Here is a 13448-nt window from a genome sequence, read left to right on the forward strand (position 1 = left end):
TTTTTTTTGAAAGTCTTCTATCTTTTTCCTCATTTATTCCTGTCTAAAATTTGGTATTAATTTTCATATTTCATACATTTCCTTAGCCTTTACAAATATTAATTTAACAATCTAAAATTTTTATTTATATGAAATCCTAGTAAGTGTAGAGTGCCAAACAAAAAAATTATTCGTCGTGTTCCCCATCTTACCACTACCGAAGAAAAAGAACTTGCTAAATTATTAGATATTGAAACATCCGACGAAATTATTGAAGAACCGATTCCTGAAATCAATGAAGAAGATATAATTACTACTCTTCATCTCTCTCCTGCAGGTTATCCAATAAAACCTTTAGATGCTCCAGAGCGCTCTGAAGTTACGGTAAACAAAGATCTAAGATTATTTCAAGCCTATGCTTCTGAACAATGGGCGGGATTAACGGTTAAACTTGATGATTTTATATTTGATCAACTCCTTATTCCGGATTTTGCCTTTAAAATTCAAAAAATTATTCCCGCTCATGCTAATAAAATAACTTCCGAAACCAATTTTGTTATCCTTAAAAAAGATCGCCCTCAGTTACGATTTCAGAAAATTGCCTTCAACGAAATTATTGGAAATGACCAAGCAAAAAACAAGGCTGACATTATCGTTGAATATCTTAAAAATCCGGATAAGTTTGGGGAATGGGCGCCCAAAAATATCTTGTTTCATGGTCCTCCGGGCACGGGAAAAACGTTAACTGCAAAAGCCATTGCATCGGCAGCCGATTGCGCTTTTATTGCTAAAAAGGGTACAACTTTAATTGGTTTACATGTGGGAGACGGTGCCTCAAAAATTCATGGTTTATTCGAAGAAGCTCGAAATCTTAAACCATCAATCATATTTATTGATGAACTTGATTCAATTGGACTCAATCGGAGCTATCAAAGCGTTCGGGGAGATGTGATTGAAGTTGCCACTGCATTGCTGGCTGAACTTGATGGTTTAGATCCTAGTGATGGGGTGATCACTATCGCGGCCACCAATGGGATCGAATTGTTAGATATTGGACTTCGTAATCGCTTTGAAGAAGAAATAGAATTTCCCCTTCCTAAGGAAGAAGAACGTATTGAAATGTTGGAATTGTTCTGTCAAAAATTACCCCAAAAATATGAAATTGATTTTGCTCAAATCGCCCGATTAACCGAAGGGTGGAGTGGTCGTGCTTTACATGAAAAATTAGTTAAAATTGTCGTTCATCAAGCCTTCCGTGAAAAAAAGAAGATCGTTACAACTGCGATGTTGAAATCTATCATCGAGTCTGTAAACAAACAAAGTTCAAGAAAAAATGCACCTTCCGAATTTTTTGCTTAATTTTTCTCTTTTTGTAAAAAAAACTTTAATAATGTCTTTCTTTAACCGTACCCATGAAATTTGCCATTGTGCTATATGATGATTGGAGTGATTTTGAAGTCACTATTTTAACTTTGCTTTTTCGGAAATATGCTGATATGATAACCATTGGTTTTGGCCCTAAACAGTATGTTAGTGAAGGACAATTCAAAATTTTAGTTGATAAAAAAATTTCTGAAGTGGATCCAAACGATCTGGACTTTATTGTGATTCCTGGAGGAGATCCTGTCAAATATTTGAGTGACCATCCTGAAACTCAACCCGAATTTGAGGCCCTAAATTCTTTATTACACACCTTAAATGATCAAAAAAAGTTGATTGCGGCAATCTGCGGGGGTCCTGTATTTGTATATAAGTGTGGGCTCTTGAAAAATAAAACTTGGACTAGTGGGATAGGGAAGGAGGATCAAGAAGACTATCCCGATGGTAATAACACTGATGGGGTGATAGAAGTCGATGGGAATCTGATCACTTCTAAAGGGAATGCTTATGTGGAATTTGCGGTTGAAGTGGCTAAATGGATGAAGTTATTCAAATCTGAGGGAGAAATCATACAGGATATGAAATGGCTAAAAAATCAGCAATAGTTTTTTATTGTTTTCTTTTCTGTTCATAATCATGGTTCATGAAAAGTCAATCTTAAGTGGTATTCGGCGGAAATATCTTCTGGCCTATATTCAATCGCTCTGTGAAAACTCTAAGGATGATACTTTTTTTTTTGGACCTGGATGGGAAATTGAAGTACAAGAAGAACAAGCTAAATCTACGGGCATTGTTAACTTAACGAAAACTTTAGTAATTTTTCGGGGAGATTCAACCATCATTGATCCAATTATGTATCGATTTCGAATGGAATTTCTTTCAGCCGGAGGTTAACACTTCAATTTTTACTTAATCGGCCAAACCAAGATGAATCAAATGTAAAATGATAATTCCAAGAAAAATAATGATATTAACATGCGATTTGTAGAGATTTTTCCATAGTTTTTTATGCTTTTTCATAAATGGAAAATTAATTTTAGTTAGGATTCCAGAAAGGAAATAAAATAGATACAGCACAGTTGTAACTATCCCCAGAATGACAGTACTGAAATCTTGTCTTAAAAAAAGGATTCCGTGGATAATTATCGTTCCTAATCCCAATAATCCCGCAGAATAGTGAGTTATCAGTAGAGGTTTTCTGAATTTTGTTAGAAAAAATTTGATACCTGTTTTGATTTGATTGACTAATTTATTTTCAAATTCTCGCTTTCGTAACAGTTTTTGGAGCTGGAATAGTAAAATATAGATGGAGGCAATGATGAAACTCACTCCAGAAATTGTGCCCAAAGTTTCTGCAAGATCATTTTCATCTCCCTCTCTGTCGTCATCCAAAGCCAGTGTTGTATTCAAGGCGCCAAAAAAAAGCAGTAGGGTGACACAACCTACTAATAGAGGTTGGTTAATGAAGGGTTTTTGATAAGTCATCATACAGTAAATTACCTTTGTCTCCTATTGCTATTAGAATATTTCTGTTTTTGGTGAAATTTATGCTAATTTCATGAATTAAACAATGAATTTTGCTTCAAGGCAAAAAAAAAATCTTCTTTCATTCGGATAATCATATTGATGAAATTAAACATTTATAATTTCTTGGCTTGCACATTGACACTGATAATGGATTCTTTAATCCCATCGAGGTCTTCAAACGATAAATTATGCTCAATTTCTTTCCCTCCAACAACGATTTTTGGTTTATTATCCTTTTTCTTATCAGCGTGTTTAGTCAATGATCCTGTAGTCCTTTCTGAAATGATTTCTACATCTGAAAATCCCGCTTCTTTAATACTACCAAGATAATCTTCTTTCAACATAGCTCCTGCCACACATCCGACATAACTTGCAATGGAATCTTTCACTCTTTCTGGAAGTTCTTTAGTTAAAATGATATCCGAAATCATCATGCGTCCTCCTAATTTAAGCACTCTATATGCTTCCCGAAAAACTTGATCTTTATTTGTTGATAAATTTATGACACAATTTGAGATGATTAAATCCACGGAATTATCGGCAATAGGAAGGTGTTCAATTTCTCCTAATCGAAATTCAACATTTTTGAAGGTCGAATCTATAAGACCGCTCCGTGCTCGTTCTAGCATTTGAGGTGTCATATCCACACCGATTACATGACCGGTTGGACCGACCTTTTTAGCCGCTAAAAAACAGTCAATTCCCCCTCCCGATCCGAGATCAACCACTACTTCCCCCTCTTGGATAGAGGCAAGAGCGGTTGGATTACCACATCCTAATCCTAAATTTGCGAGATCTGGAATACTACTGAGTTCATCTTCCGAATATCCTAATATTTTAGCTTGTTCTACCATAGTAATTACGTGTTGATTTCCAGAACATCCGCAACCTTGATTTAGTTGTTCCGCCACTGATCCATATCCATCCCGAATTGATTTTTTAATCATTATATCATTGGATAGATCAAGCTTATCGGATAATTTTGGGGTATCTTGGGATTTCTGTCCTCCACAACAGGGACTATTTGTATCATTTCTGTTTGACATGTTAATTTTCCTCTATTTTTTAAAGAATATTCAAAAACTATATTCCTTATGAATATTCTATATGGGGAATATTTATAAATATTTTCTATGGAATATTCTATGTGAATACAAATTCGCGAAATTTAATTTTGCTGTGAAAACTATGTTCGGTAAAAACTTAGAAATTACACCTACGGAAGCCATTTTTCTCCTTGTTTTAAAGAAACAGGATTCAATTTCTGGTTCTGAAATTGTCGAGTCAATTTCTTCTAATTTAGGGTCAGATTGGGTACCTACACCTGGTGCAACTTATAAAATCATTCGTTCATTGGAAAATAAAGGTTTTATTGAAGAGACAACGGGCTCTGAAGGTCGGAAAGATCAACGCATTCGAACATATTCCCTTTCTTCTGCTGGAAAATCAATAGTTCCTAAAGTTTCAGAACGATTTCGTAAAGTGGTCTTATTCATGGATTCTTGTTGTCCAGGCTGTTGTGATGGAATAATTGTTATTCGGAGAAAAAAAACATAAAATGCTTTCTTCTGAATATGTTCGACATGTTTTCCACTTCTGGGTTGTGTGAATTTGAAAAAATTTATTTCCCATGTGAATTTTACCTACATAGATATCAAGCCTAATTTTTCAAACGTGGGAAAGTGGTCTAGCTTGGTATGATACTCGGCTGGGGGCCGAGTGGTCGTGCGTTCGAATCGTGCCTTTCCCACCATTTTTGTCCTCCCATTTGTGCGGACATTTCGAATTTGAAAATAAAGTAATTTCAGTAGGGAAAAAACTGGTCAAATAAAATCAATTTTTCATTCCAGGAACGAAATTTTTTAAGATAGTGGAAGGAATTAACTGATCCTGGTTTTTGATTTAGGAGAATTGCTCTATTTGATTCTAACATATTTAAATCAAACCATCGAGTATTTATCGCAGTCAAGAAAGTCTATTATAAAGAAGATAATAAATTTACATTACGGGCTAAAGATTTCGAGATTAAACATGTTGGAATCAAGAAATCAGAAGTTATTTTTGCTTTTGTGTAAATATCCTTGAACATCGAATGATATAACTCTAAGTTCCTTACGTTTCGCATTTGATTTGCTTTTTTCCCTTTGTTTTAGGTCAGCAAGTAGTTTTCATGAATGCGACTATATTATATTAATAATATAGGGGTTGTTCGAATGTCCAACCACGGGAAGAAAAAGGGGCTCACATTGACTTGAAATACCAAGGGAGATGTACATTAAATCAATTGATTGTATTAATGTCCTTATAAATGAAATCTGCAAAAATTTTCAAGTTTTCGAAATTTTTGGAAAATTTTTAAGATAGAAAAATGAATAATTAAGCAAATGATGAACTCATCTTTCTTTGAAACCTTCTCACTTTACAAAAAATTGGCTTTGGGAACAGATTTCGACCCAAAATCTAAGAATTTAGATCAATTTACTCTTACTATGGATTGCAAAAATTGTAATTCTAAACAAACTTTCACTCAAATAACTTGTGAAAGATTATATGATGGTGAAATAACAAGTGTTCGGGTTGGTTCTTCACAATTTACGGGATTACACAATGAAATTCGACTTATTAAATTTCGATGTGCGAAATGCAATAATTTCCATCGCTTTTTTATAATATATTTTGATGATAGTTTGGATTATGTGATGAAAATCGGACAATATCCTCCTTGGGATATCAGTATAAGTAAAGAAATGAAAGAAGTTTTAGAAAAAACAGATTTGAAATATTTCAAAAATGGATTAATTTGCGAATCGCAAGGATATGGAATAGGAGCATTTGCATATTATCGCAGAATTGTTGAAAATTCAATTGAAAAATTACTCAAACTTATCCCAAATCTAATGACAGGTGATGAGAAAGCCAAATTTGAAAATGCCTTGGTTCAAGTTGAAAAAACTAGAGTTACTGAACAAAAAATTGAACTGGTAAAAGATTTATTGCCTCCAACTCTAAGACCAAATTCTTATAATCCATTAAAAATATTACATAGCCAATTAAGCATTGGATTGCATAGTTCTTCAGAAGAAGAATGCTTGGAAATTGCTTTACAAATACGTAGCGTTTTAGAATTCTTTATAAAACGTTTACTACAAACTAGAAAAGAAAACCAAGAATTCACGGAAAATATGAAGAAATTACTAAAGAAAAGAATTAGTTGATATTATTTTGTTTATTCTATACGTTAAGAAATTAAAAAAACCATGTGGACACATTTTGTTATTTTTTTTTCCTCTGTTAAAAATCCTAACTACTGTATAGGAAGTTCGGATTTTTGAAAATTTAACTCGGTTTCATAACTGAATTTCTGATGGTAGGAAGTGTGAAAAGTTATGATTTCTGAAAGTGATAACTACCAGGGCAATTTGATCCAAAGTATATATAGTGCAAATCCAGATTTAGAAAAGACCTATAAAATCAAAAAAATCAAATTTGCTATGAATGAAGCCCAAAGAGAAGAATTGTTAAAGATTGCTTATGAACGAAACTTCAAGCATGGTTTAATGATTAAAACTCAATTGGAACTCGGACTTCGAGTGAATGAACTGGTAAATATGGGAATTGAACAAATCAATTTTAACCAAAGATTAATTATTATCAACTCCCGAGAAGGTTCAAAATATCTCAAAGCATTCAAAACTAAGACAAAATCAAGTAATAGAATAATACCTTTAGGATACAAATTAGCGAAGGAACTTAAAGCCTATATTGGAAATCGGAAAACAGGATATGTTTTTGTTTCGAATAAAGGAGGTGGGTTTATAAAAAATAGTGTAATTGATTTTATCAATAAATACTCAAACCTTTGTGTTTCCTTGCCAGTAAATCAAAAGGGTAATAAAAACATAGGCTCCCATATTCTAAGACGAACTTTTGCCTCCTATATTATCAATAATGGAATTACAATTGATAAACTTTCTAAAGTATTAGGACACGCCTCAATTAGAACAACTATGCTTTATCTATTTGATATTACCACTCTTGATTTTGATGATATGACTAAAGTTATAGATAAGATGAATAAAAATTCGCAAAAATACAAACCAAAAATGCGAATTCAAGAAAATAAAACTCGTGGAATTGTTAATAAAAAAGCAATCAACGAATTTGTTGATGAATGGGGGAATAAATTATGAGTTATCAAGATGAATATACCCAATTATCCGATGAAATGAACGCTATTGACAACGCTCAAGATACTCTCGTTATTCTACAAGAATTAGGAAAAATTTGCAAATTTGCTTCTGAATTCGAATTTTCTACAGGTAAATGGTCGAAAGCATGGTTCAAAATAAAATTCAAACGAAAGGAGATTGAGCAGAAATCATGAGTTTCATCCTTAAATCTCTTGAACAACTTCAAGAAAATTCATTTTGTCGAAAAGCCTTTAGAAAACCCTTTGCAGAAATTAACACTATTCTACTGGAAAGGATACTTGTTCATCAATTGCAATTCTATTGTGATTTTGATGAACGATGTTTCTTCAATCGAGCCCGAGAAGCCAAAATTCCAGATTTTCAAATCGAAAAAATGCTCCAAAGATGGCGATATAATGGGGTTTTAATAGAGAAAAATGGGCTTTATAATTTTAATGAAGGAAAGGAATATCAAACAATTCAAAAGAATATGAAATTGAACAGAGCCCAAATAATAGACTCTTATTTTATTTAATGGAGTGAAAAAACAATGGGAATAGAAATAAGTGAAAAAACCAATACCGGGACAATTGATAATCTGGAAGAAATAACTGAGAAAAGTTGTGAAATTTGCGAAAATAAAGATCTTAAATGCCATCTTTGCGATGAATTCTCGGAATTCTACAATTTTTCAATCATAACAGAAGGAATTGAGAAAATATGAGTAAGAAATGTAAAAATTGTGGGAATGAATTCTTTTTTCCTCATGAAAAAAAATAGGTGTATGTGATGAGTGCAAAGAAGCCGAATTAGACTATAAAAAATGTTGGGAGAAATTATCTAATTTTTTAAGTTTAGCGTTTTTATCAACTGATTCTGTAGAATTGATGGAAATAATGATTGAAATTGAAAAAAAGGTCTTAGAATCATGAACTCAGAAAATGAAAAAGATATCACCCTCTTAAACGAGATTATTGGATTTCTTAACTACGCATTGGATAGAATAATTCTAATTCCAAGAGGTTTAACTAAAGCAATCAGCAAATCTACGGAATTACTAAATAGATTTAGAGAAAGAAATGAGTTAGAGAAACCAAATTTTGTTTCATTCACATTTGTAAAATATATTGGATGTATTGATTTAACTCCAAAATCATTCTATCCAAGTGAGAATAATCTAAATAAAGCAAAATGGTTGAATATTTATTAACAAAATAATTTTAATTCTTTTTTCAAGTCTATCAATTTTATAAACACTAAATAAAAAAAAATTGAAGAATTAAATATTGTAATTATGTATCCTCATCCAAATAAAACCCATATTTCTTTCTACTTTCATTAAGTATTTTTTGCATTTCTGGATCTCCAAGTGATTCTCGATATATCTTGAATTCCGAATCATCCATAAAAATACAATCATCAAATGCCAATCTTGTAAAATAATTTTTTATTTTATCCTTTAAAACTACATTTGCATGGTCAATTATTCTCGCTTTCCAGAAAATATCCAAATTATTTTTAACTAACTCGGTAGGAATTAGGAAAATTGTTTTAAATTTTAAATGAAATGGTCCCAACTTCGTTCCATTAGGGAAATTTATCTTAGGAAAAAAGTGGTCATTAGGTTTGTTTCTAATAAAATCTCTTATCTGGTGATTGATTGCTTTAATACATCTTTCTTTTTGTTTATTAGAGGTCAGTTTTTTAAAATCTTCATAAGAAGTATAGTCTATGTCTATTTTCTTCAATTCCCCAATTACTAGGAAATCTCCTTTTTTTGCATTTTCAATATTACATGTTTGTGTTAATATTACTCCCATCGTTGGCTCAGGCAAAACTGAGAATTTTACAGTAGGTCGTTTGTCCGTTTTTAAACAATCAACATAGAAATTCCATTCATCATCAATACCAACAGTATATAAGCTTTCTGGAAGAATTTTCGGAATATCAAATAAGATATCGCCTTGTTCGATTCTGTCATTATGCTTAAATTTATAATACATCTAAAATCTCCTTTATGAGTTTTTTATTTTCAATAATTTGTATAGTATCCACGCTTGCTCCAAATATTCTTTCTTCACATTTTTTGAAAGAGAATCAAAATATTCTTTGGAAAAGGAAACTGAGATTTTATCTTTTTGTAGTCTATTCCATTGCAATTCCCCACTTATCCTATCTAAAGACTTAATTGATATATGCTTTAATCCTGAATTTCTAAATTGCAAGAAAACATCTTCAAATTTCAATTCTGGTAAGGATTGGTTTTTTATTGCCAATTCGAGCCAAGTATCCACAAATATATCAAAAAGAAGAGATAAAATAGATTCAGAGTGTTTAGACTTAAAATAATTTAAGATATGTCGAAAGTCAATATGTAAGACTTCGTTCTTATATTTCGCTTCCATTGTCGATGAATTAGATGTTTGTTCAAGAATCTGCCTATTATTTCGATACTCAGAAGATTTTGCATTTTTAATTTCATCAATTTTACTATTTATCCAAGAAGAAAAATCTTCTAAAGAATATTCAAAATTAGCATCATCTTCATTGAAATGTGTTTCTGGATAATTAAGAGTCATCGAATAAACCTACCATAGATTTTGTTTTTTCTGTTAAAAAGTCCTTAAATAATAAAATTAATTTCTGATGAGCAATATCAAGATTTTTCTTTATAGATTCAAATTCTTCTGGGTATTTTAAATTTTCATTGATATTGAAGTGTGTTTCAAGTCGAATAGTGTATTCATCCTCATTTTTCGGTGTTACACCCCTTAATCTTAGAATTGAAGTTGCCCCCTCAATATCTGTCTTGAAATTAAGTCCAATAATAAAATCTTCAAATCCAATCATGTAATCATTTGGATGTTTCAATTTCATTTCAAAATTTTCATTTAATCTGAAATTTTCTCTATCAAAGGTAAAAATATCTATATAATCAAGAGAAATTCTAATGATATCTTTAATTTTTAAATCATTGAAAATCATTTGACTAATTTGTAAAATTTTTGGAAAAATCTCATGCCAAGATGTATATTTGTCGTTATATTCGAACAATATTGAGTCAGAATAAATAAGAATTGCATTATCCTTACTTTCAGATTTGAAGGTTAATGGTGAAAATGAAATCTGTTGTTCCATTACTCTTGAAGAAATTAATCTTATTGTGGTAGGTTCTGGATAACCTAAATCGCCCAATTTCTCAGATATTTTTGTTACCTTTTGAATCGTGGGTTCTTCAATTTTATTGTAGGAAATTCGAAGTACAAATTTATCTAATCGTGGATATTTTAACTTCGTCATTACTATTACTAAGGAAAATATTCATTTAAATATTGCATGGATTTACTTTCAAAAAAATATTAACCATTTGATAACAAATTGGAAACAATTCAATAATTACACCTCTTTTAACATTTAATTTATTGAACAAAATTATTCAATTTTCCACTAACACTCTTTAATAACCCAGAATTGAAATTAGAAAGGAATTTATAAATTCTAACAAGCGCTATTTGCGCTTAAACTACTTTTTAACCAGAAATCTCTCAAAAAATTATCCAAAATCAAAGGGTTATGAATCTATTTTGTAAAACAAAAGAGAAAAAAAAGTGATTAAAATGAGAATAATTGGCGGGTAAGGACTTGGCAAGACCGTTCAATAACCCCGCAGATTATATAGTGATTACACCCGAAGGTATCGCATACGAACTATAATCAAATTCAGTGTATGCCACTTACCCTTATTGGCTATTTTACTGAGTAATGTTGCTCCTTACCCTTGGTTTTTGGTACTAGCAAAGAAGGGATTCGAACCCAATTCAGCCTAAAACACCATTACTAATTGAGAAATAGCTCATTCAAGAATTTAAGCCTTAGACATTGATGATTTTATAGATCATTATACAAAATTATGGTTCAAGATAGGAATAATCATTTACTTTACAGATTTGCTCAAATTTGATGTTATTTTTAGATTGAAACCAAAATTCAAATTGGATCTTCACAGGATCATTATTTTTTACTGATAAAAATTGAACTATTTTCATATATAATCCATGTTTCTTTAACCATTTTTTCAATAGTATCTTTTCCCAATTACATAACCAAATATCCCTTAATTCCTCTGATTTTTTTTTCATAATTTCCTCACATTCGTTTTAAAAACAGTATTTGAAGTAAGAAATTATAGGAAACTTACCCTTTTAAAGATTAGGTTAGTTAGAATTACATTCCAACTAATTAGGTTTTCAGAGTTTGAGCCACAGAAATTTAAACGACACTTATTAATTCGCTTAAATATCTCTAACTAAAATGGCAAAAATCCACCCCTATACGACCTATAATCCTGGTTCAAGATCGGAAAAATCAATTATCTTACAGATTCGCTTCAATTTGATGTCTTTTTTTGAGTGAAACCATAATTCAAATTGAATCTTCCCAGGTATTTTATTTTTTGATGATAAAAATTGAAAAATTTCTTGTAATAATCTGTTTTTCTTCAACCAAATTATGAATAATATCTTATCCAATCCACCTAAACGTATTTCCCCTAAATTCACTGATTTTCTATGCATTAATCCCACCATAATCTTTCGCAAAAACAATATTTGAAGTAAGAACATCTAAGAATTATATATTTTTAAGTTTTGGGTTAATAGATTTCTCATGTTCCGCATTTGGTCGAAAAAATTAGATTTACTAAATTCTAATGGTGTTCTTATGAAGTATAGATACTTGAAGTCAAAAATCTCAAAAAAATACCCATTATTTCTAATTAATTAGATTAACTGAATTTCATGTATTTCTTCACAATTATTTTAGACTTAAGGTTAAAAATAGAACTAAAAAATCTTTAAAACCCGGATTTCACATATCTTTTTTTGGTTCTCGTTTTGGTTCTCGAAACATTTTTTGGTTCTATCTCAATTCTGTTTTCGATTCTTTTCTAGATACTTTCATATCACAAGAACCAAACACAATTTGGAGCCTTTTTGATTTCGAGAGATGAGATGGTGATTCTTTTCTTTCCCCCACTAAAGAATTATTTTTAATTATTGTGAACTCTATTTCAATTAAATTTTTGAAGAATTAGAAGGTTTAGAAAAATATGTCAAATGATAGTTTTAATGACAATCTAAGGTGTTTTTTTGGGTATAGTTTTGGTATAATTCGATAACAAAAAGAAATATATAAGAGTTAAGAAGATTATAACATAATTGATTATTCCTATCATTTCTAAGATTGAAACGATGAGTAATCGATTGCTAAACATATAAATTATCCAAAGGGATCATTATGAAATTAGATATAACAGAAGATAGAATATTGGTTGAAATAGAAGAGGGATCTTTTCGAAGATTTGAAAGAAATCAGTTAAAATTGGTAAAATTAATTAAAGGAAATCATGTTAGTAATCCAGAAACTGAATTCTTTCGAATCCCTTTAGAAGAAAGAACCAAAACATTGATTGAATTCGGTTTTATTGAATTAATAGAAGCAAAAATCCGTGATGGTGGCTTAGTTATTAAAGCGAGGACAAGATAGTACAATCAAAATCCATTTTTTTATTGAATTAATAGACTCAAAATATTAGATTTTACTAACACTTGAATATACAAAAGGAGTGCTCTCCCCCGAATGCACCACGGCTTAAGTTTATTGTTTTACAAGTGTAATTTTTTTTGTCCGTTCATTTGTGCGGACATTTCGTTTGGGATGTGCCTTTCCCACCAATTTATTTTCAAGCGATTGGAAATCTTTGTAAGAAACACAATTTGCAATATTCAAATAATATTAAAACAATTACATTGATATGGATTCCCGAAAATTTTCTTATAATTGTGAAAATTGTGGTACTGAGGTTAACGCCTATATACCTAAGTCTTGTATTTCATGTGGCATTAAACTATGTAGGGATTGTCAAATCAACCAACTGTGCAAACCTCATTTCTTAGGAATGAATTCAGTTGATCAAACACAAGTTAGGAGTCAAAGCAAAAATATTCAAGTTTTATGGTTGGTTTTAAAGGTATACTTCGCCGCCTTCGTAGTTATTACTCTTTTTATCCGAGCAAGAAAGTTTTTCGATTTGGGTGATGAAAATGCGTATTTTATAGGAAATATTATTCAATACTCCATGTTTTTTGTATTTATTGCCTTATTTGCAGGGATTTATAAATTTACAAATAAGAAAAGAAGGGTAATTAGAAATATATGTTCCAATTCCTTTGGAAACGATGAAAAATCGTTCAAAAATGTTGATTAGACTCTTTGGGATATAATTCAGATTAAATTTGGTTTTACGCTTCCTTTTTTCTCTATAAATATGAATTTTTTACAGTTTTAGGCCATTTCCATTGAAATAAACAAAAA

General features: G+C 30.8%; 19 protein-coding genes and 1 tRNA gene. 13 read left to right on the plus strand and 7 right to left on the minus strand.

Annotated elements, in window-relative coordinates; genetic code table 11:
• The first annotated feature begins 150 nt into the window (after positions 1-150).
• The 3 genes from NEF87_RS22095 to NEF87_RS22105 are packed head-to-tail and all read left to right on the plus strand — an operon-like array spanning position 151 to position 2253.
• The gene (locus NEF87_RS22095) at positions 151-1338 is read left to right on the plus strand and encodes an AAA family ATPase (RefSeq protein WP_457917527.1); all 1188 of its coding nucleotides are present in this window, start codon (positions 151-153) and stop codon (positions 1336-1338) included.
• A 53-nt stretch (positions 1339-1391) separates the two neighbouring features.
• The gene (locus NEF87_RS22100) at positions 1392-1964 is read left to right on the plus strand and encodes a DJ-1/PfpI family protein (protein WP_457917528.1); all 573 of its coding nucleotides are present in this window, start codon (positions 1392-1394) and stop codon (positions 1962-1964) included.
• 31 nt (positions 1965-1995) lie between these two features.
• Positions 1996-2253: a hypothetical protein gene (locus NEF87_RS22105; protein WP_371803703.1), complete on the plus strand. Its 258-nt coding sequence runs from the start codon at positions 1996-1998 to the stop codon at positions 2251-2253.
• A 15-nt stretch (positions 2254-2268) separates the two neighbouring features.
• On the opposite strand, the gene NEF87_RS22110 is transcribed toward NEF87_RS22105, so the two are convergent.
• Entirely contained in the window at positions 2269-2847 is a 579-nt protein-coding gene (locus NEF87_RS22110; protein ID WP_457917529.1) for a hypothetical protein, read from the minus strand.
• 152 nt (positions 2848-2999) lie between these two features.
• Complete coding sequence (arsM, locus tag NEF87_RS22115; RefSeq protein ID WP_457917530.1) at positions 3000-3932, minus strand: arsenite methyltransferase; 933 nt, start codon at positions 3930-3932, stop codon at positions 3000-3002.
• Positions 3933-4074: 142 nt separating this feature from the next.
• On the opposite strand from arsM, the gene NEF87_RS22120 reads away from it, so the two are divergent.
• From NEF87_RS22120 to NEF87_RS22155, 8 genes are all read left to right on the plus strand, one after another.
• The gene (locus NEF87_RS22120; protein ID WP_371803706.1) at positions 4075-4443 is read left to right on the plus strand and encodes a PadR family transcriptional regulator; all 369 of its coding nucleotides are present in this window, start codon (positions 4075-4077) and stop codon (positions 4441-4443) included.
• A 119-nt stretch (positions 4444-4562) separates the two neighbouring features.
• Positions 4563-4639, plus strand: a tRNA-Pro gene (locus NEF87_RS22125).
• Between the two features lie 631 nt (positions 4640-5270).
• Entirely contained in the window at positions 5271-6101 is an 831-nt protein-coding gene (locus NEF87_RS22130) for a hypothetical protein (protein WP_457917531.1), read from the plus strand.
• A gap of 171 nt (positions 6102-6272) precedes the next feature.
• Positions 6273-7076 (plus strand): tyrosine-type recombinase/integrase, encoded by an 804-nt coding sequence (locus NEF87_RS22135; RefSeq protein WP_457917532.1) that lies wholly within the window; start codon positions 6273-6275, stop codon positions 7074-7076.
• On the plus strand, positions 7073-7270 hold the full coding sequence (locus NEF87_RS22140) for a hypothetical protein (protein ID WP_457917533.1): 198 nt from the start codon (positions 7073-7075) through the stop codon (positions 7268-7270). Before NEF87_RS22135 ends, NEF87_RS22140 begins: the two co-directional genes overlap by 4 nt.
• Entirely contained in the window at positions 7267-7611 is a 345-nt protein-coding gene (locus NEF87_RS22145; protein WP_457917534.1) for a hypothetical protein, read from the plus strand. Before NEF87_RS22140 ends, NEF87_RS22145 begins: the two co-directional genes overlap by 4 nt.
• Before the next feature lie 15 nt (positions 7612-7626).
• Positions 7627-7800 (plus strand): hypothetical protein, encoded by a 174-nt coding sequence (locus NEF87_RS22150; RefSeq protein WP_457917535.1) that lies wholly within the window; start codon positions 7627-7629, stop codon positions 7798-7800.
• A gap of 204 nt (positions 7801-8004) precedes the next feature.
• Positions 8005-8286 carry a hypothetical protein gene (locus NEF87_RS22155; RefSeq protein ID WP_457917536.1) on the plus strand — a complete coding sequence of 94 codons (282 nt, stop codon included), beginning with the start codon at positions 8005-8007 and terminating at the stop codon, positions 8284-8286.
• Positions 8287-8368: 82 nt separating this feature from the next.
• Here NEF87_RS22155 and NEF87_RS22160 read toward each other — a convergent pair whose 3' ends face one another.
• From NEF87_RS22160 to NEF87_RS22180, 5 genes are all read right to left on the minus strand, one after another.
• A complete protein-coding gene (locus NEF87_RS22160; protein WP_457917537.1) occupies positions 8369-9079 on the minus strand; it encodes a hypothetical protein in 711 nt (236 codons plus the stop codon).
• Positions 9080-9091: 12 nt separating this feature from the next.
• Complete coding sequence (locus tag NEF87_RS22165) at positions 9092-9655, minus strand: hypothetical protein (protein WP_457917538.1); 564 nt, start codon at positions 9653-9655, stop codon at positions 9092-9094.
• Positions 9645-10376, minus strand: coding sequence for a TIGR04255 family protein (locus NEF87_RS22170; protein WP_457917539.1), 732 nt, complete (start codon positions 10374-10376; stop codon positions 9645-9647). The genes NEF87_RS22165 and NEF87_RS22170 overlap by 11 nt, the downstream gene beginning before the upstream one ends.
• A gap of 608 nt (positions 10377-10984) precedes the next feature.
• Positions 10985-11215: a hypothetical protein gene (locus tag NEF87_RS22175; protein WP_457917540.1), complete on the minus strand. Its 231-nt coding sequence runs from the start codon at positions 11213-11215 to the stop codon at positions 10985-10987.
• Between the two features lie 198 nt (positions 11216-11413).
• Positions 11414-11650 (minus strand): hypothetical protein, encoded by a 237-nt coding sequence (locus NEF87_RS22180; protein ID WP_457917541.1) that lies wholly within the window; start codon positions 11648-11650, stop codon positions 11414-11416.
• A 721-nt stretch (positions 11651-12371) separates the two neighbouring features.
• Between NEF87_RS22180 and NEF87_RS22185 the strand changes: the two genes are divergently transcribed.
• Positions 12372-12620, plus strand: a complete 249-nt coding sequence (locus tag NEF87_RS22185) for a hypothetical protein (protein WP_457917542.1) — start codon at positions 12372-12374, stop codon at positions 12618-12620.
• A gap of 268 nt (positions 12621-12888) precedes the next feature.
• On the plus strand, positions 12889-13341 hold the full coding sequence (locus NEF87_RS22190; protein ID WP_457917543.1) for a hypothetical protein: 453 nt from the start codon (positions 12889-12891) through the stop codon (positions 13339-13341).
• Positions 13342-13448 lie beyond the last annotated feature (107 nt).

The organism is Candidatus Lokiarchaeum ossiferum (genome assembly GCA_025839675.1).
GTDB classification, from domain to species: Archaea; Asgardarchaeota; Lokiarchaeia; order Sigyniarchaeales; family Promethearchaeaceae; genus Lokiarchaeum; species Lokiarchaeum ossiferum.